18 protein-coding genes and 1 pseudogene are annotated in these 16,696 nt (G+C 70.6%); 9 read left to right on the top strand and 10 right to left on the bottom strand.

Translation table 11 applies throughout. The features are described 5' to 3' along the window. Nucleotides 1-282: 282 nt before the first annotated feature. From IQ210_RS15135 to IQ210_RS15125, 3 genes are all read left to right on the top strand, one after another. On the top strand, nucleotides 283-1,341 hold the full coding sequence (locus IQ210_RS15135; RefSeq protein WP_194079500.1) for a PucR family transcriptional regulator: 1,059 nt from the start codon (nucleotides 283-285) through the stop codon (nucleotides 1,339-1,341). A 67-nt stretch (nucleotides 1,342-1,408) separates the two neighbouring features. Further along, nucleotides 1,409-1,858, top strand: a complete 450-nt coding sequence (locus IQ210_RS15130) for an SRPBCC family protein (RefSeq protein ID WP_194079499.1) — start codon at nucleotides 1,409-1,411, stop codon at nucleotides 1,856-1,858. Between the two features lie 7 nt (nucleotides 1,859-1,865). Then, a complete protein-coding gene (locus tag IQ210_RS15125) occupies nucleotides 1,866-2,195 on the top strand; it encodes a TfoX/Sxy family protein (protein WP_194079498.1) in 330 nt (109 codons plus the stop codon). 43 nt (nucleotides 2,196-2,238) lie between these two features. Here IQ210_RS15125 and IQ210_RS15120 read toward each other — a convergent pair whose 3' ends face one another. Continuing rightward, nucleotides 2,239-2,787 (bottom strand): GNAT family N-acetyltransferase, encoded by a 549-nt coding sequence (locus IQ210_RS15120; RefSeq protein WP_194079497.1) that lies wholly within the window; start codon nucleotides 2,785-2,787, stop codon nucleotides 2,239-2,241. A 201-nt stretch (nucleotides 2,788-2,988) separates the two neighbouring features. On the opposite strand from IQ210_RS15120, the gene IQ210_RS15115 reads away from it, so the two are divergent. After that, on the top strand, nucleotides 2,989-3,594 hold the full coding sequence (locus tag IQ210_RS15115; protein WP_194079496.1) for a gamma carbonic anhydrase family protein: 606 nt from the start codon (nucleotides 2,989-2,991) through the stop codon (nucleotides 3,592-3,594). A 12-nt stretch (nucleotides 3,595-3,606) separates the two neighbouring features. On the opposite strand, the gene IQ210_RS15110 is transcribed toward IQ210_RS15115, so the two are convergent. The 4 genes from IQ210_RS15110 to IQ210_RS15095 form a co-directional block, all read right to left on the bottom strand. Beyond that, nucleotides 3,607-4,260 carry a phosphoribosyltransferase gene (locus IQ210_RS15110; RefSeq protein WP_194079495.1) on the bottom strand — a complete coding sequence of 218 codons (654 nt, stop codon included), beginning with the start codon at nucleotides 4,258-4,260 and terminating at the stop codon, nucleotides 3,607-3,609. Nucleotides 4,261-4,334: 74 nt separating this feature from the next. Continuing rightward, nucleotides 4,335-4,796: a PPC domain-containing DNA-binding protein gene (locus tag IQ210_RS15105; RefSeq protein ID WP_194079494.1), complete on the bottom strand. Its 462-nt coding sequence runs from the start codon at nucleotides 4,794-4,796 to the stop codon at nucleotides 4,335-4,337. Between the two features lie 29 nt (nucleotides 4,797-4,825). Continuing rightward, complete coding sequence (locus tag IQ210_RS15100) at nucleotides 4,826-6,802, bottom strand: aconitate hydratase (RefSeq protein WP_194079493.1); 1,977 nt, start codon at nucleotides 6,800-6,802, stop codon at nucleotides 4,826-4,828. Beyond that, entirely contained in the window at nucleotides 6,802-7,272 is a 471-nt protein-coding gene (locus tag IQ210_RS15095; protein WP_194079492.1) for a hypothetical protein, read from the bottom strand. The genes IQ210_RS15100 and IQ210_RS15095 overlap by 1 nt, the downstream gene beginning before the upstream one ends. A gap of 278 nt (nucleotides 7,273-7,550) precedes the next feature. Between IQ210_RS15095 and IQ210_RS15090 the strand changes: the two genes are divergently transcribed. Both IQ210_RS15090 and IQ210_RS15085 read left to right on the top strand, forming a co-directional pair. Continuing rightward, nucleotides 7,551-7,904 carry a hypothetical protein gene (locus tag IQ210_RS15090; protein WP_194079491.1) on the top strand — a complete coding sequence of 118 codons (354 nt, stop codon included), beginning with the start codon at nucleotides 7,551-7,553 and terminating at the stop codon, nucleotides 7,902-7,904. 16 nt (nucleotides 7,905-7,920) lie between these two features. Further along, nucleotides 7,921-8,121 (top strand): hypothetical protein, encoded by a 201-nt coding sequence (locus IQ210_RS15085; RefSeq protein WP_194079490.1) that lies wholly within the window; start codon nucleotides 7,921-7,923, stop codon nucleotides 8,119-8,121. A 21-nt stretch (nucleotides 8,122-8,142) separates the two neighbouring features. On the opposite strand, the gene IQ210_RS15080 is transcribed toward IQ210_RS15085, so the two are convergent. Next, the gene (locus IQ210_RS15080) at nucleotides 8,143-9,012 is read right to left on the bottom strand and encodes a universal stress protein (RefSeq protein WP_194079489.1); all 870 of its coding nucleotides are present in this window, start codon (nucleotides 9,010-9,012) and stop codon (nucleotides 8,143-8,145) included. 201 nt (nucleotides 9,013-9,213) lie between these two features. On the opposite strand from IQ210_RS15080, the gene IQ210_RS15075 reads away from it, so the two are divergent. After that, nucleotides 9,214-9,666 (top strand): YbhB/YbcL family Raf kinase inhibitor-like protein, encoded by a 453-nt coding sequence (locus tag IQ210_RS15075; RefSeq protein WP_194079488.1) that lies wholly within the window; start codon nucleotides 9,214-9,216, stop codon nucleotides 9,664-9,666. A 35-nt stretch (nucleotides 9,667-9,701) separates the two neighbouring features. Continuing rightward, entirely contained in the window at nucleotides 9,702-10,097 is a 396-nt protein-coding gene (locus tag IQ210_RS15070; RefSeq protein ID WP_194079487.1) for a GNAT family N-acetyltransferase, read from the top strand. A 72-nt stretch (nucleotides 10,098-10,169) separates the two neighbouring features. On the opposite strand, the gene IQ210_RS15065 is transcribed toward IQ210_RS15070, so the two are convergent. Continuing rightward, entirely contained in the window at nucleotides 10,170-10,745 is a 576-nt protein-coding gene (locus IQ210_RS15065; protein WP_194079486.1) for a snapalysin family zinc-dependent metalloprotease, read from the bottom strand. A 327-nt stretch (nucleotides 10,746-11,072) separates the two neighbouring features. On the opposite strand from IQ210_RS15065, the gene IQ210_RS15060 reads away from it, so the two are divergent. Continuing rightward, nucleotides 11,073-11,405: an SCO0607 family lipoprotein gene (locus IQ210_RS15060; RefSeq protein WP_228047742.1), complete on the top strand. Its 333-nt coding sequence runs from the start codon at nucleotides 11,073-11,075 to the stop codon at nucleotides 11,403-11,405. Between the two features lie 14 nt (nucleotides 11,406-11,419). Here the strand turns inward: IQ210_RS15060 and IQ210_RS15055 are convergent, their stop codons facing one another. From IQ210_RS15055 to IQ210_RS15045, 3 genes and pseudogenes are all read right to left on the bottom strand, one after another. Beyond that, nucleotides 11,420-12,649 carry an MFS transporter gene (locus IQ210_RS15055; RefSeq protein ID WP_194079485.1) on the bottom strand — a complete coding sequence of 410 codons (1,230 nt, stop codon included), beginning with the start codon at nucleotides 12,647-12,649 and terminating at the stop codon, nucleotides 11,420-11,422. 56 nt (nucleotides 12,650-12,705) lie between these two features. After that, nucleotides 12,706-13,827 carry an ArsR/SmtB family transcription factor gene (locus IQ210_RS15050; RefSeq protein WP_194079484.1) on the bottom strand — a complete coding sequence of 374 codons (1,122 nt, stop codon included), beginning with the start codon at nucleotides 13,825-13,827 and terminating at the stop codon, nucleotides 12,706-12,708. An 87-nt stretch (nucleotides 13,828-13,914) separates the two neighbouring features. Beyond that, nucleotides 13,915-16,547, bottom strand: a pseudogene (locus IQ210_RS15045) (RICIN domain-containing protein). Nucleotides 16,548-16,696 lie beyond the last annotated feature (149 nt).

Raw genomic sequence — 16,696 nt, 5'->3', positions numbered from 1 at the left:
GGATCACGGGGAACCCGGTGGCGGCCTCGACAAGTGTCCGCATCGTCCGCCCCTTCCGGCACCCCGCGCGCCCCCTGGACGTCCCACTGTCTGCGCCCGGTCCCGGTGCCGCACACCTGCCGGTGCCCGGCACCGGAACCATCCGCAGTGCTCCCCGCACGGCATGATGCCCGCCCGACGTCCGCCCGCGCATTGCCGGTTCCCGGCAGAGTTCACTAAGGTCTGCATGCCGGTGAAGCGCTAAGAAGCCGTCACCAGGGCATCAAGATTGCGGGGGACGACGTGACGCAGCGGGAGATACCCGAGCAGTATCTGGACGGCTATGCCCGCATCCTCGCGGACGTCTCGGCCACCGGCCGCCGTCTCACCCGTGCGGAGATCGAGTCCCGGCGCGTACTCGGGGAACAGGCAGCGGACGCCGGCCACGGTCTGCGCGCCCTGGTCGTCACCCACCTCGCCGCGGCCCGCGCCGCCTGGCCGGACGCCCCCGGCTCGGCCGACAGCACACTCGCCGCCGTACAGCAGGTCATCGACGCCTTCGCCGAAGGCTACGAACGCGCCCAGCGCCTGGCGGTGCGTCAGGAGGAGGCGGCCCGCCGGGAGTTCATCGACGACCTCCTCTACGGCCGCAGCGACCTGGGCCGCCTCGCCGAACGCGCCGAGCGCTTCGGACTGCGCCTGTCCCACGCCCACGCCGTCGCCGTCGCACAGGGCCCGACCGCCTACGACGAGGGCGGTGCCGTGCCCCGGCGGGTGGAGCAGGCCCTGATCAGCCGCTTCGGCAACCGCAACGTCCTGCTCACCACCAAGGACGGCAGGCTCCTGTGCATCGCCCCCGGCCACGAGGACGAGGTCCTGCCCTACTTCGCCAAGCAGGCGCACGCCGCCACCGACGGCGGCCGGGTCGCCATCGGCCGCCCGCAGCCGGGCCCCGGCGGGGTCGTGCAGTCGTACGAAGAGGCCCTGAGCGCCCTGGAACTGGCGGAGCGTCTCGATCTCGACGAGCCGCTGCTGCGCGCCACCGACCTCCTCGTCTACCCCGTCCTCACCCGCGACCGGCAGGCCATGGCCGACCTCGTGGTCAACGCGCTCGGCCCGCTCACCACCGCCCGCGGCGGCGCCCAGCCCCTCCTCGACACCCTCACCGCCTACTTCGACTCCGGCTGCGTCGCCGCCGAGGCCGCCCGCCGCCTCTCGCTGAGCGTGCGGGCCATGACGTACCGCCTTCAACGCATCCACCAGCTCACCGGCGCCGACCCGTCCGACCCGGCCCACCGCTACATGCTCCAGACCGCCGTGATCGGCGCGCGGTTGCTGGACTGGCCGAGCACGGAGCTCTGACGCGGGACGTCCTCCGCATGTGCGTACCGGGTGGTGGCCCCTCCCCAAGAGGCGGATGCTCGATGCCATGACGATCGACGTGACGGCCGACCGCGTCATCCCGCTGCCGCCCGACCGTGTGGCCGCGTACGCCATGGACTGGCGTCACGACGCCGACTGGACGCAGGGGATTCGTACAGCAGCACTCACCGCGGAGGCGGAGGGCGGCGGCTTCGGGACCGGCGCCGAGGTGACCCGTACGGCGTACTTCCTGGGCCGGCGGATCGACTACGTGCTGCGGGTCGCCGCGTACGAACCGCCGTCGCTGCTGGACATGGTCTCGGTGTCCGGCCCTATGCCGATGCACGTCACGTACACCTTTGAGCCCCACCCGGACGGCACCCTCGCCCGCATCCGCGTCCAGGGCGGCGAGGGAGGTTTCTACCGGCTGGCGGCACCGCTGCTGGCCCGGCAGGTCCGCGGCAACCTGGTCAAGGACCTGCGGGACCTCGAAGCGAGACTTCTGGAACAGGAGTGAGGCGACGATGGCGTACGACGAGGGGCTGGCGGAGCGGATCAGGGAGCGGCTCGGTACCGACCCGGCCGTCACCGAGAAACGTATGTTCGGCGGGGTGGCGTTCCTGTACGACGGCAACATGGCCGTCGGTGTCACCGGCGACGACCTCATGGTCCGGGTCGGCCCGGACGCGACCGACACCGCCCTCGCCCGGCCGGGCACACGTGTCTTCGACATGACCGGACGCCCGATGCGCGGCTGGATCGTGGTCGACGGGGCCGCGGTCGCGGAGGACGACGCGCTCGGCGCCTGGCTCGACGAGGGACGCAACTTCGCGGCGAGCTTGCCGCCGAAGTAGATGGCCGCTTGAGGGCATGGACGCAGTCTCGGCGCTCGCGCCGCTACGCGTCGGGGTCACGGAGGCCGACGCAGTCATGCCGCCAGAACGGCTCCGGATAGACCAGCGTCCCCGTCATCCACGGTTCGTACTCCGGGAACCTGATGACCTGGAAGGCACCGTCCGGGATACGCAGGGACGGTTTGCGGAAGCCGAGACCACCACCGGGCGCGAAGCCGAAACGCGAGTAATAGCCCGGGTCGCCCTCCAGGAAGACCAGCGGGACATCCCGTTCGGCGAGGATGCCGAGCCCGTGTCGAGCCAGGGCCGAACCGATACCGCGCTTCTGGAGCTTGGGGATCACGCCCAACGGACTGAGGACTTGCACGTCGACCAGCCTCCGAGGGGCGTCGAGAAGACTGCGGGTGAACATGACGTGGCCGACGACCTGCGTGTCCTGCTCAGCGACCAGAGAGAGACCGTCCCCGGTGGTGAGGGTGTCCCGCAGGGTGTCGACCAGGTCGGCCACGACAGGGCCATGGTCACCGAACGCCTGCAGGTGAACGTCCCGTACAGCCTGTTTGTCACCCGGAAGTTCTTCGCGGAGATCCATGTCCGGAGGGTATGGGCCTCTCGGGCGGCTCGGAAAACTGTTTTCGAGCCGGATGAATCCGGGCCGGTCACCGCCTACCCGCCGTGTCCACCATGAGTGTTTCGGTCGTCGGGTCAGGGGCTACCCGGCCGCCTGTGACGGGACGGAGCCAAGAGCAGCCGCGTTCGACGGCGGAGGCGTACCGGACCGAGAGGAGACGTCATGCTCATCGAGCACCGAGGCCGGAGGCCCGTCGTACCGGACTCGGCCTATGTCGCTGCCTCCGCCACGGTGTGCGGGGCCGTAGTCCTCGGTGAAGGAGTGCGGGTGCTGCACGGGGCGGTGCTCACCGCGGAGGACGGTGAGGTGACGGTCGGGGAGAACACCGTGGTGATGGAGAACGCCCTGGTCCGCGGGCGTGCGACGCATCCGGCGGTGATCGGGGACGCCGTGCTGATCGGACCCCACGCCCACGTCAACGGCGCCCGTGTCGAGAACGAGGCGTTCCTCGCCACCGGCGTGACCCTGTTCCCGGGTTCGGTCGTGGGCGCCGCCGCCGAGGTACGGATCAACGCCGTGGTGCACGCCAATTCCCGGCTGGAGCCGGAAGCCGTCGTACCCATCGGGTGGATCGCCGTGGGCGATCCGGCCCAGCTCTTCTCGCCCGAGCGGCACGAGGACATCTGGGCCGTGCAGCGCGAGCTGGACTTCCCCGGCACGGTGTACGGGGTCCCGCGGGGCACCTCGATGCGCGAGATCATGGCGCGCCAGAGCGAGTTCTACGGCTCCCACCGCCAGGACGTGATCCTCGGTCACGAAGGGACGTGAACCGCCGACCCGTCAGCCTTCCGCGGACGTCCCGTGGAGTGCCTTGAGCACGTCCTCGTCCGTCAGTTGCTCGAAGTCGTCGTACCACTGGCCCACGGACCTGAACGCGTCCGGCTGGTACAGGCAGACCACGTCGTCGGCCTCGCCGCTCAGCAGCTCGGCCGCCTGCGGCGAGCACACCGGCACCGCCAGGACCACGCGCTCGGGGGCTTGGCGACGGACATGGTGCAGCGCGGCGCGCGCGGTGGATCCGGTGGCCACGCCGTCGTCGACGATGATCGCGGTACGTCCTCTCAGGTCCGGAGCCGGACGGCCCCGCCGGTAGCGTTCCTCCCTGCGGTGGGCCTCCGCCCGCTCGCGCTCCACGACGTCTGCCAAGGCGCTCTCGCTCAGGCCCGTCCGATCCATGGCCTGCGCGTCGAAGAGCGGCGGGTCGTCCCCGGCCAGCGCGCCGACGCCGTACTCCTCCTGGAACGGCATGCCGATCTTGCGGGCCACCAGAACGTCCAGCGGCGCATCGAGAGCGTCGGCCACCTCACGGGCCACCGGCACGCCGCCGCGGGGCAGCGCCAGGACCACCGGATGAGGGAGTACGCCCTTCTCCTGCCGGCTGAGCAGCCGCGCGGCGAGCTCCCGCCCCGCATGGCTGCGGTCACGGAACTGCATGCCCGAGGCCCCCTTCCACCCCCCTCATCGGACAGTCGACGACCAGGCTCCGGGTACAGCCTGGGCCCCGGCGGTCATGTGCCGCTCCCCCGCGATACCCCGCCCGGCAGGTTGATCAGCGCCAGGCCGAGGTCGGGGCGGTGGATCTTCGCCAGAGCCACCGGGCTGTCCCGGACGATGACCTCCAGCGTCGGCCACACCCGCCCCTCCAGCAGATGCCCACCGCGTGTGGTGCCGTCGGGCAGGCCCAGCACAGCGTGCAGGTGTGGAGTCGGCCCTTCCTCGCCTACGGCGATGTCACCCAGCAGTGACAGCACCTCACACTGCTCGTCGACCGGAATCCGCCGGTAGTTCCTGGCCGAGCGGTCGAACCACCCCACCGTGGCCTGCGAGAACGCGCCCACGGCGGTCACCTGGGACGCTCCGAGGGACTGCTCGCGGGCGAAGCCGGTGATCTCGGCGAGTGCCTCCTCGCCGGGGTCGAGGACCACGACGAAGACCGCGGCCGGTGAGTCCTGCACCTGCTGCCACTTCATGCGCGCCCGGATACCCGCGCCAGAGGTGATCAACCGGCGCCGGCGAGGGCGGCGATCGTTCCTCCGGCGAGCACGGTGCGGCGGCGGCCATCGGACAGGTGGTGGTGGATCTCGTACGTCTCGTCCTTGGTGGTGTTGTGCAGGCGCAGGCGGGGTGCGGCTCCTGGGGCCAGGTCGGTGTGGAGGTTCTCCAGGCGCAGCCGGTCGTCGGCGTCGATGCGGTCGTAGTCGGCCGGGTCGTCGAACTCCAGGGGCAGGACGCCGAAGTTGGTGAGGTTCTGCCAGTGGATGCGGGCGTAGGACTTGGCGACGACGGCGCGCAGTCCGAGGTGGCGCGGGGTGATGGCGGCGTGTTCGCGGGAGGAGCCCTGGCCGTAGTTCTCCCCGCCGACGACGAAGTGGCGGCCGGGCCCGCTGTCGGTGGCCAGGTCAGCGGCGCGGCGGGGGTAGTCCGGGTCGATCCGGGTGAAGGTGAACTCGGCGAGCTTGGGGATGTTGGAGCGGTACGGCAGTGCCTTCGCCCCGGCCGGTGAGATCTCGTCGGTGGAGACGTTGTCCCCGCACTTGAGCAGGACCGGCCCCTCCAGCGCGTCGGGCAGCGGGTCGAGGTCGGGCAGGCCGGAGATGTTGGGGCCGCGTTCCAGCGTGATCCGGGCGGCCTGTTCGGGCGGCAGCGGCGGCTCCAGCATCGCGCGGTTGACCGACGCCCGTTCGGGCAGTCGCAGGCGCGGTGGGGGCACGGCCTCCTTGGCGGCCCAGTCGCGGGGGTCGGTGATCTCGCCGGTGAGGGCGGAGACGGCGGCCGTCTCCGGGGAGCACAGCCAGACGGCGTCCTGTTCGGTGCCGGAGCGGCCGGGGAAGTTGCGCGGGAAGGTGCGCAGGCTGTTGCGGCCGGGCGCCGGGGCCTGGCCCATGCCGATGCAGCCCAGGCAGCCGGCCTGGTGGATACGGGCCCCGGCGGCGATCAGGTCGAAGGTGGCGCCCATCCTGGTGAGGTCGGCGAGGATCTCGCGGGAGGTCGGGTTGACGTCGAAGCTGACGCCGGAGTCCGTCTGACGGCCGGCGACGATCGCGGCGGCGACGGCGAAGTCACGCAGCCCGGGATTGGCGGAGGAGCCGATGACGGCCTGTCCGACGGGCTCGCCCGCGACCTCGCGCACCGGTACGACGTTGCCGGGCGAGGTGGGGCGGGCGATGAGCGGTTCGAGGGCGGCGAGGTCGATCTCGTCGGTCAGGTCGTAGTCGGCGTCCGGCTCGGCGGACAGCTCGCGGAAGGCGTCCTCGCGGTCCTCGGCGCGCAGGAAGTCGCGCACCGCCGCGTCGGCGGGAAACACGGAGGCCGTCGCGCCCAGTTCGGCGCCCATGTTGGCGATGACGTGCCGGTCCATGGCCGTCAGCTGGTCCAGGCCGGGGCCGTGGTACTCCAGGATGCGGTTGACCGCGCCCTTCACACCGTGCCGTCGCAGCAGCTCCAGCACCACGTCCTTGGCGCTCACCCACTCCGGCAGCCGCCCGGTCAGACGGATGCCCCAGATCTCCGGCATGGTCACGTACAGGGGCCGCCCCGCCATGGCGAGTGCGACCTCCAGACCACCGGTGCCCAGGGCGAGCATGCCCAGCGACCCGGCGGCGCAGGTGTGCGAGTCCGACCCGGCCAGCGTCCGGCCCGGAACGCCGAAGCGCTGCATGTGGGTGGGATGGGAGACGCCGTTGCCGGGCTTGGAGTACCAGATCCCGAAGCGGCGGCATGCCGAGCGCAGGAAGGCGTGGTCCTCGGCGTTGCGCTCGTCCGCCTGGAGCAGGTTGTGGTCGACGTACTGGACGCTGACCTCGGTACGGACCCGGTCCAGACGGAGCGCTTCCAGCTCCTGCATCACCAGCGTGCCGGTCGCGTCCTGGGTGAGCGTCTGGTCGATGCGCAGGCCGATCTCCTGGCCGGGTTCCATGCGGCCTTCGACGAGATGGTCGGCGATCAGCCGTTGGGCCAGCGTGCCGTGGGAACGCATCACGTCCTCCGGGTCTCGTGCGGCTCCGCGGACCCCAGAAGAGACATCCCGGCAGAACGCCGGTCCGTCTCCTCGGGCACGGGCAACGGCTGGCGCCAACGCGTGGACGCATCGACCTCCGGCGCACTCCGCTGGAGCCTGCCGGCCAAGTCCCTGCCCTCCGCGTCGTCCCGCACGGAGACGGCGAGCAGCCGGAAGGGAGCGGAGGGCCACAGTTCGAGACACACCACAGGCCGGCCCGGCCGCACCGCGACGAAGTCCGTCCCGCCCTGATGGCGGCGCGAGCCGAGGCACAGGACACCGGGGATGCACCTGCCGTGCTCCTGGGTGCCGCGCAGGGCACGCCACCAGTCCGGTTCGACGGTCACCCGGCGCACCGCCGCCAGCGGCACCCGCACGTCACGGTGGCGTCCGGCCGCCTTCTCCCACCAGGCCAGCCGTACGACCAGGTCGTCACCCTTGACGAGCATGCGCGCCATCGTCGTGCGCCTCCCCGGACGGGACTGGGAGCTACGAGCGGTTCGAGAGAACGAGTGGCCTCACCGGAAGCGCGCAAACACCAGCCGGCACATTCCTTGCCCGGAAGAGTCAGCGGAATTGTGGCCCAGCGGCAGAATATTTGACCAAGTGCCCGAATAGGCGACCATATTTTCGGGCATTGCGGGCGGAGTGTAACGCGACCGAGGTATCCATACGCAGAAGGAGAAAGAAAGCGCCGCCACCACACCAAGTCAGATCGGAATTCCTCATGAGCAACACCGACCCGGTTTCCGGATACCGGACCTACGACCAGCCCCCGGCCCCCGGACGCCCCACGCGCCCGCGGGACACGGGCCGACGCACGGCTCTGACGATCTGCACGATCGCCGACACCGCAGCGGGCCTGCTGGGCCTGTGGATCCTGCTCTTCCTGCTCGACGCGAACCAGGCGAACGCGTTCGTCAGATTCGTGCGGGGCACCGCCGACTGGCTGGCCTGGTGGTCGCAGGACATTTTCACCACCGACACAGAGAATCTACGAGTAATCCTCGATTATGGCCTTCCGGCGGTCATGTATTTGCTGATCGGTCACGGAATCGCCACCCGACTCAACCGATCCTGATCACCCAGGAATGACTGTGACAGCCAACCCCTCCGAGAATTTCCTGCCGATCTACGAGAACCTCGTTCGCGAGCGCGGTGATGCCGTCGCGGAGGCGCATCTGGCGGCGGAGCACACGCACCATCAGGCGGTGGCACTGCTCGGCCCAGAGCACTTCGGCACCCGGACCGAAGCCGATGTCCGTGATCAGCTTGAGCAGCGCGGGCCACTGCGCTGACGGCGGGCAAGCGATCGATGATCAGCTCACCGGGACGACGGCGACAGGGCAGCGCGCGTGATGCAGGACGGCGTGCACCACCGTGCCCAGCGGCAGCCCGAACCTGCCCTCGACCGGATGGCGCGGGAGCACCACCAGGCCTGCCCCGTCCGACACCTTCACCAGAGCCCCGGCAGCCGAGTCGACGGTCAGCTCGGTGTCCACGTGGACCGTCGGGTGTTCGATGACGGATCGCGCGGCGTGGTTCAGCAGCTGGGTGTGGGCGTTGCGCTCCTGCTCGACATGGCTGACCTGTGACGTCACGAGGCCGGTGTGGGCGAGCGGTGTCCAGGAGTGCACCAGTCGCACGTCGGCCCGGTGCAGCTCGGCCTCGACGAGCGCGAACCGCACGGCTGCCTCGTCCCGCTCGTCACGTACGCCCGCCACGATGCCGTTGCCGACAGGCTTCACGGTGTCCCCGCGGACCACCACGACGGGCCGGTCGGCGTGGGCGGCCACCTTCCGGCTCACCGACCCCAGCAGCAGCTCGGCGAAGCCACCACGCCCTCGCGTGCCGACCACGATCAGGTCAGCGTCCTTTGCCACGCTCATCAGCGCCCCGGCCGGGTCCTCCCGCGCGGCCTCGGTCTCGACGTGCACGTCGGGATGGCCGGCGGTGACCCGCGCCCGGGCGTCGTCGAGCACGCCGGCGGCCGCCTCCCTGGCCCGCTCCGTGAGCCCAAGCTCCAGCGGCTCACCGTATGCGGCGTCCGCCTCCCGGCCGACGGCGTGGACGATCTTCAGCGAGCAGCCGCGCCGCGCCGCCTCCGCAGCGGCCCAGTCCGCCGCGACCCACGAGTACGACCCGTCGTCGACGCCGACGACCACGACGCCATGCTCAGCGCCGGTCATCGCGCGTCCCGCATGACGGCAAGGATGTCCAGAAAAATGTCACTCATGGTTGATCGCACTCCGACAGCTCGGCATGGCCAGGACGAGGTGGCGCCCGGCTGAGGAACCCGCGCCCCGAGTACCCGCGCTCCCGCCCGCCATGTGGATTGCCGATCGGACCCGAGCGGTTATTTCCGGACACGACCGGGATACCCGGACCTCATGGCCGGCATCGAACTCACCAGCGACGCCTTCAGCGACCACGCCTTTCTGGCCCGCCGGTACGCATACGAAGGGGAGAACGCCTCGCCGCCCCTGACGTGGTCCGGCGTTCCCGACGACGCGGCCGAACTGGTCCTGCTGTGCGAAGACCCCGACGCGCCGTCGGGCACGTTCGTGCACTGGGTGGTCGTAGGCATCGATCCGCACAGCGACGGCGTCGAGGCGGGGAAGCCCCCGCCTGGCGGCACGGAGCTGGTCAACGGCTTCGGCGAACGGGAATGGGGCGGACCGCACCCGCCGCCGGGCGACGACGCCCACCACTACTTCATCCGCCTCTATGCTCTGGCCGAACCCTGCGTTCTCCCCGATGCTCCCAGCGCTGACCAGGTGCACCGGGCCGTCGACGAACGACAACTTGCGAGCGGCACCCTGGTGGCCCTCTACCAGCGTTGACCTACCCGGCGGTTCGGTGTCCCTACGATCGAGAGGTGACGATCGAGTACGAGTGGCGCGGCGACTTCGACAACTCCGCCCTCAACGCCCTGCACGCCGACGGTTTCGGCCACCCCGTCGCTCAGACCGACTGGCGAGAAAGGCTTCAGCGGCACAGCCTCGGCTGGGTCTGCGCGTGGGAAGGCGGCTCGCTGATCGGCTTCGTCAACGTGGCCTGGGACGGCGGAGTTCACGCCTTCCTCCTGGACGCGGTCGTCGCCGACCACCGCAAGCGGGGCGGTGTGGGTGGAGCGCTGGTCGCAACTGCGGCTCGCGAAGCTCGCGCCGCGCAGTGCGAGTGGCTCCATGTCGACTTCGAGGAGCACCTTCGGTCGTTCTACTTCGACGCCTGCGGCTTCAGGGAGACAACGGCCGGGTTGATCGCCCTCTGACCAGGGCATGAGGACGTGCTGTCGCGCGACCACGGCCTCGGAGGGCCGTGGTCGCCCTGTGGGGCAGTGTGCTCAGGGTGCGTCGACGAGGTTGCGACCGTCCGTGCGGATGAGCGCGGCGACGCCATTCGCGTACGTGGACTGCACTCGGGACCGCTCGGCCGCGTCGGGTACGGCGTTCGTGCACGCCGTGCCGGCGCTCGAACCCGACATCAGTTGTGAGCAGGGGCCGGGTTTGGTGTCCGGCAGGCCGAGGCTGTGGCCCAGTTCGTGGGCGGCGATCCGGGTCTTGTCGTACCCCTGGCTCACGGCCTGGCTGCCGAGTTCGACGCGGACCTGCCGGCCCGGACGAACGGGGCCGAGGGTGGCCTGCGGCCAACTCGTGGTGGCGACGATGACGATCTCGGCGCCGGCGCCGGGTGCCGCTTCCACCAGCCTGACGTTGCTCACGTTCGCGTTCCAGGAGGCGACTCCGGCCGCGATCGCCGATTCCCAGCCGCCGGCGCGGCTGTCGTCGTAGCGAAGGGCCACCACCGCCGCCTGGGCGGTGGGCGGTTCACTCGCGGGGGCGGCGGTCGCTGCGCTCGCCATGGCGAGGACGAGCGCCGCGGCGGATGTGCCTGCCTTGAGCCATGTGCCGAGGGGCATTGCTGCTCCTTCATCCGTGGGGGGATTTCCGGCCCCGGCGGAGCCGGGTACGCGAAGGAGCGGCACAGGTGCTCCGGTCGGGCCGGACACACCGTCGACCGCCCCTCCGAGGCCTTGCGATGGTATGCCCCTGGAGACCCATCGGTCATGTACCTGCCATCAGCATTTTCCGTCAAGGGCCTGTCCTCAAAGGGAGTTGGACTGTTGCGGCACGTCACCATCGGCACATTGAGCATCTGCGCGGGTGTCTCTGAGTACGCGCGCTCAGGAGGCGGCGCCCCTTCGGCAGCGAGAGTGGAGGCACACCGAACGAACGGGAGAGACACGATGATCACGCCCCGCGACAAGAGCCGCGCCGCATCCGGTCTGCGGCCTCAAAAGGCCCGCATCGCCGCCGTGTTGGCGAGCACGGCCGCGGTCCTGGCGCTCAGTGGATGCGCGGGCTGGGAGTACCGGGAGAACATCTGCAGCGGTGGCGAGTACCCCGTCCTGGCCGTGGGCTCGACCGGCTCCGCGTGCGTCTCGGACGAGGAGGAACCCTCTGCGGGATACGCGAGATACCCCGAGGGGAAGGTGCCGCAGGAGGTCGGCGACAAGTGGGACGTGTACTGGGAGACCCACACGCTCGACGAGGACGGCAAGATAGTTGACGTCCCGTAGGCGCACTGACCCTTTTATTCGGACGCCACGACGCCTGCCGTGGCGAGGGGCTTCTGGCCGGGCTGCCGCCGTGCGCCGGCGCGTGCGAGGGTGAGCGTGGCGGTCATGACCAGGACGACAACGGCGGCCCCCGAGAGCAGGAAGGCGTTCTCGACTCCGACGAGGGTGATGGCGGTCGAGGCCACGAAGGGGGAGATCGACAGGGCTCCCGCCACTCCGGCCTCCCACAGGCCGAGCGCCTTCGCCAGATGCCGGCTCGGTATGCGCTGCTGCACCAGTGCGATCAGGGGGATGTCCGTGAGGGCCGAGGCCAGCCCGGTGGCGGTGAGGAGGAGTGCCGCCACGGTCGTGGAGGTGACTGCTCCAAGCGGTGCCCGGAAGATGCCGAGCAGGGCCCACGCCAGCACCGCGGCCAGTGCGAGTCTGCGGATGCGCAAGCCCGCCAGGAGCAGGGCGCCCACCACTTCGGCGACCCCCGCGACACCGAGCAGCAGGCCGTACTGGCCGCCTTGTCCCACGACGGCGACGAGCCCGACGGTCAGGAAACCGTTGGTCAGGGCGAGGGCGAGCACGAAGGTCACGATGACCACGAGGACGTCGGGAGCGGCCCGCACGGCTCTCAGTCCGGCGCCGAGATCGGACCACAGTCCCGTCCGAGCGCCGGCCGGTGCCGGGCGGGTCACGCGGATGGCGGCCACGGCGGCCGCCGAGCCCAGGAAGGTAAGTCCGTTGACCACCAGCGCCGCCTGCAACGAGCCGAGGGCCAGCAGCGGCGCGAGCGCGAGCGGGCCGACGAAGAAGGCGGCCCGGAAGGCGACTTGCAGCAGCCCGTTGGCCTGCTGGAGGCGGTCGTCCGGCACGATCTGCGTGACGATGGCGTTGCGGGCCGGGGCGAACGGGGCGCCGATCAGCGCCAGCAGTGCCGTGGTCGCCACGAGCAGGGGCAGGTTCAGCAGGTCGAGGGCGAGCAGGACCGATGCGACGGCCACCACGGCGACCCGGGCCAGGTCGGTGGCGATCATCAGCTTGCGGCGGTCGCGGCGGTCGGCGTACGACGCGACGACGAAGGTGGCCACGAACGCGGGCGCGAACGCCGAGACGCTCACCACGGCGACGGCCGTGGGGTCCTTCGTCAGCGACCACGCCAGCCAGGCGGTCGCGGCGGTGTACAGGCCGTCGCCGAAGCGGGAGATGCCCTGGCCGGCGAAGAGAAGCAGGAAGTTGCGGTCCTTCAGCAGTGACATGCGGCCACTGTCGGGTCCTGCCAGAGGCCTGATCCACTTATTAGGCAGATGGCTAATCAGTCGTGCTCGGTCACCTCGCCGTCCCCGTGCAGAAAGCTTTCCAAGCTGGGAGTCAGGCCCGCGACCTGTCCGGGCGCGAGCCGGTACAGGACGTAATAGCCCTCGCGGCGGCGCTCCAGCAGGCCCGCGTCGGCCAGCACCCGCAGGTGCTTGGACAGGGCGGCCTCGCTGACACCGACGAGCGGGGCCAACTCCTGTGTGCTGCGCGGGCGTTCGGCGAGCAGGCGCAGGGCGCGCAGCCGGGTGTCGTCGGCGAGCGCGCGGAGTGTGCCGACGAGTTGCGCGGGAGGAATCCTCGGGCGGGCTTCCCGGACGATCGAGGAGACGGGGAAGACGAGCCCGAGGGGCCACGGGCCGTCGCAGTTGACGCGTACGTGCGGCCACACATAGGCGCTGGGGGCGAGCAGGAGTGTGTCGTCCGGGCCGATGGCGACCTCGTGGTCGTGCGGTCGCTCCAGCCAGAAGCGTTCGGTGCGCGGATCGCTGCGCACCTCCGGCCACAGGCCGCGGAGCATGCCGTACAGGCCGCGCTGTTCGATCTGGTGGCCGGCCTCGCTGACGCCGGCGGCGAGTTCGGGTTCGAGCCGTGCCCATTCCTCCTCGAACGCCTCGCGCCAGTAGCGGTCCAGCATGTTCAGGAACCGTTCGAGCAGCGCGCGGGGGTCGTCGAGGAGCATCGCGGCCATCGCTTCGTCGCTGTCCCGGGCGAGGCGCTCCCGCACCAGGCGGCGTACGTCCGGTGCGTCGAGCAGACGCGGGTCCCGGCCCTCGCCGCCGCCCGGCCAGGGCGAGAGCAGCGGGACGGCGAACTCCAGCCGCACCAGCTCCGGATCCGCCGTACGCAAGGCGGCCACCTCGTCGGCGAATTCCGCCAGCCCACCGGTCGGCTGCGGAAAGAGGAACTCGGGGAAGTACGAGCGCACCGCGTAGGAGAACGCCTCGATCTCCCGCTTCAGCGCCGGGGACAACCTGCGCATCGCCCGCACCCAGCCGTGCTGCACGGGGTGGTGCTTGGGCTCCACCAGCACATGGAGACTCAGTACGGCTTCCATCGTCGGCGAGTAGGCGAACCCCACCCGCTCCGCACCGCCGGCGGGGACCCGGAACACGATCGTCATGACCCGTCATCCTCGCCGCACGGCGCCCGCGAAGGGAGCCACGCCGCGCCGCCGGACAGCCCGGCGGCGCGTGCGCACACCCGTGCGTCAGGAGGTCGGGGTGCCGTACTGCAGGCCACGGCCGTTGGTGCCGACATACACCCGGCCGTAGGTGTCGGGGTCACCGGTGATGACGCCGACACCGCCGATGGCGCCCCACTGATGGGCCTTGTCGTTGACGCGGACCCAGGTGGCGCCCTTGTCGGTGGAGCGGAAGACACCGGTGACGTTCTTGACGGTGCCGATCAGGTACAGGGCCTGGTAGTTGGTGCCCGGCTTGGCCTTGCCGAAGCCGAGGGCGGAGGCGGACTGCACCGAGTTGAGCGTGGTGAAGGTGCGGCCGCCGTCGGTGGAGTGCAGCAGCCCCTTGCCGCCACCGGCGATCCACAGGTCTCCGGCGATGCCGGGGACAGCCGTGAGCTTGCCGGAGGGCAGGTCGCCGGCCCGCGCGGTGAAGGTCGCGCCGCCGTCGGTGCTGGCGTAGAGGGTGCCGCCGGACAGCGAGTAGAAGGTCTTCGCCGAGGAACGGTCGGCGACCACCACGGCGTCGGCGCCCAGACCGCCGACCCGCGACCAGCTCGCCCCCTTGTCGGTCGAGCGGTACGGGGCCTGCCCGGCCTCGGTCCAGACGATGGCGGAGCCGTCCGCGGCGAGCGCGATGTGGCCGCTGTCGGCGCCCGCCACCGGCTCCGCCTTGAAGCCGCGCCAGGTGCGGCCGCCGTCGGTGGAGTAGGCGCCGTCCTGTTCGCCGCCCTTGCCGACGCGGACCATCATCGACGGCTTGGACTGGGCGAAGTCGAGGTCGGTGCTGTTGGTCATCAGCGGGTTCTTCAGCCGCCCGGCGGGCACCTTGCTCAGGTCGTCGTGACGGAAGCCGCCCTGGTCACCCATGGCGGTGATGACGGTGGCGCCGCCCGGCGGGGCGATCGCGTCCATCAGCGCGGTCTCCTCCAGCCCCCGGGCGCCCGTGCTCCAGTGGCTGGTGCCGCCGCTGTCGGAGGCGTCGGCGTCCTTGCTGCGCAGGATGCCGTTGCCGGTGCCGTACAGCACGTGCCCGGAGTTGAAGGGATCGATGGCCAGGGCGGTCATCCAGTGCCCGGTGTGGGTGCCGACGTACGGAGCACCGGAAGCGCTGCGCACCGACTTGTCGGCCAGTGCCTTCCAGGTCGTGCCACCGTCGGTGCTGCGGTAGATCTCGTCCTCGGGATACCACCGGTCGAGGGTGGTGACCATCACCGTGGAGGGCTTGCGGGGGTCGACGGCCAGACCGGAGAACCCGTAGCTGCCACTGGACGGGGAGACGTTCTTCCACGCCCCGTTGGCCGGCGTGTACTTCCACACCGAACCCCCCGTCACGCCGTTGGGGCCGAGGTTGTTGGTGTACGTCACGTAGAGCGAGCCGTCCCCGGAGATCACGCCGTGCTGCGGCAGTTCGCCCGTGGGCTGCCCGGGAACCGCCTGCCAGCTGGCGCCACCGTCGGTGGAGCGGTACAGGGAGGTGGACTTGTCGCCGACACCGACGTAGATCGTCCTGCTGCCGGCCTTGCCGTACGTCACGAAGGAGATGCCCGCGCCGCTGCCCGCCCCGTCCTCGACGGGGACCGAGGAGACCTGACTCCATGTCACGCCGTAGTCGGTGCTGCGCCACAGGCCGTTCTTGCGGCTGCCCAGCAGCAGGTTGCGGTGGTCCGCGGGGTCGATCACGAGCCGTTCGCCGGCGCCACGGCCGTCCTCGTTGCCGCCCACCTTGAACGGCAGGTTGGTGCGCTTGAAGGTGTGGCCCTGATCGGTGGAGCGCAGGATCGCGCCATTGCCCGCCCAGTCGTTGGTGTAGGTGCCCGCCATGAGGTAGAGCCGCTTGGGGTCGACGGGGTCGGTGGCCACCGAGTCGATGCCCAGCAGGTTCCAGTCCTTCTCGCCGATCCAGTCGGTCAACGGGATCCACTGCTGCGCCCCGTTGTCCCAGCGGTAGGCGCCACCCATGTCGGTGCGCGCGTACAACAGCCCCTTCTCCTTCTGGTTGAACACCAGCCCGGTGACGTAACCCCGCCCACGACTTGGGCGTTCTTCCAGACATACGACGTGCTCACGGCGGCCGTCGTCCGGGCACCGTCCCTCTCGGCCACCTTCACCAGCTTCCACCGCTGCCCGGCGCCGTCAGTGCCGGGAGCCTGGACGACCGCCGCGCCCTCGGCCGTCGAGCCGCCCGCGACACTCAGGACCTGGGCGCTCCTGCGGGAGGTGAGGGTCACGGCTGCCGAGCCAACCACCTCGTCGATCCGCCACTCCTGCGAGGTGGCCGAACTGTCGGTCTGCTGCTCGGCGGTGGCCGACTTCGCGGTCGAATTGCCGGTGATGCCCAGCACCTTGCCGCTGTTGCGGTTCACCAGCTCGTAGTAGCCGCCCCCGGCGGGCTTGAGCCGCCACTGCTGGTTGGCGGTGTTCTGGTCCGTCCACTGCTGGATCCGGGTGCCGTCGGCCGTGGAGTTGGCGTCGACGTCCAGGACCAAGCCACTGCGCACCGACACCAGCCGGTAGTAGGCGTCGCCGTCGACCGTCGCCGCCTGCGAGTCCTCCTGCGCGAACAGCAGATACGGCACCAGGATGGTCGGCACGCCGAGCACCAGGCCGGTCGCGGTCCACCGCCGACGGTGCCGTCCGCCGTTCGTGGGGTTTCTCATGGGGGGTGTTCTCCTTGCAGCCGTTCATCAGAGGAAACGCGGCTTCGATCACCGTGATGATCGAACCCACCTCCTAGTGGCCACAGGAACCCCACAGGGTTGCCGTGAGATCCAAAATTTTTCCGACGAGCCCCGCCTCAACATCCCAT

Source organism: Streptomyces justiciae, from assembly GCF_015163075.1.
GTDB classification, from domain to species: Bacteria; Actinomycetota; Actinomycetes; order Streptomycetales; family Streptomycetaceae; genus Streptomyces; species Streptomyces justiciae.
This window is presented reverse-complemented; position numbering and strand designations above follow the sequence as displayed.

Excerpts from the sequence above, each read along its gene's own strand:
- IQ210_RS15130 (WP_194079499.1), top strand. The coding sequence starts at position 1,409 with ATGACGATCGACGTGACGGCCGACCGCGTCATCCCGCTGCCGCCCGAC.
- IQ210_RS15125 (WP_194079498.1), top strand. The coding sequence starts at position 1,866 with ATGGCGTACGACGAGGGGCTGGCGGAGCGGATCAGGGAGCGGCTCGGT.
- IQ210_RS15120 (WP_194079497.1), bottom strand. The coding sequence starts at position 2,787 with ATGGATCTCCGCGAAGAACTTCCGGGTGACAAACAGGCTGTACGGGAC.
- IQ210_RS15115 (WP_194079496.1), top strand. The coding sequence starts at position 2,989 with ATGCTCATCGAGCACCGAGGCCGGAGGCCCGTCGTACCGGACTCGGCC.
- IQ210_RS15110 (WP_194079495.1), bottom strand. The coding sequence starts at position 4,260 with ATGCAGTTCCGTGACCGCAGCCATGCGGGGCGGGAGCTCGCCGCGCGG.
- IQ210_RS15105 (WP_194079494.1), bottom strand. The coding sequence starts at position 4,796 with ATGAAGTGGCAGCAGGTGCAGGACTCACCGGCCGCGGTCTTCGTCGTG.
- IQ210_RS15100 (WP_194079493.1), bottom strand. The coding sequence starts at position 6,802 with ATGCGTTCCCACGGCACGCTGGCCCAACGGCTGATCGCCGACCATCTC.
- IQ210_RS15095 (WP_194079492.1), bottom strand. The coding sequence starts at position 7,272 with ATGCTCGTCAAGGGTGACGACCTGGTCGTACGGCTGGCCTGGTGGGAG.
- IQ210_RS15090 (WP_194079491.1), top strand. The coding sequence starts at position 7,551 with ATGAGCAACACCGACCCGGTTTCCGGATACCGGACCTACGACCAGCCC.
- IQ210_RS15080 (WP_194079489.1), bottom strand. The coding sequence starts at position 9,012 with ATGACCGGCGCTGAGCATGGCGTCGTGGTCGTCGGCGTCGACGACGGG.
- IQ210_RS15075 (WP_194079488.1), top strand. The coding sequence starts at position 9,214 with ATGGCCGGCATCGAACTCACCAGCGACGCCTTCAGCGACCACGCCTTT.
- IQ210_RS15065 (WP_194079486.1), bottom strand. The coding sequence starts at position 10,745 with ATGCCCCTCGGCACATGGCTCAAGGCAGGCACATCCGCCGCGGCGCTC.
- IQ210_RS15060 (WP_228047742.1), top strand. The coding sequence starts at position 11,073 with ATGATCACGCCCCGCGACAAGAGCCGCGCCGCATCCGGTCTGCGGCCT.
- IQ210_RS15055 (WP_194079485.1), bottom strand. The coding sequence starts at position 12,649 with ATGTCACTGCTGAAGGACCGCAACTTCCTGCTTCTCTTCGCCGGCCAG.
- IQ210_RS15050 (WP_194079484.1), bottom strand. The coding sequence starts at position 13,827 with ATGACGATCGTGTTCCGGGTCCCCGCCGGCGGTGCGGAGCGGGTGGGG.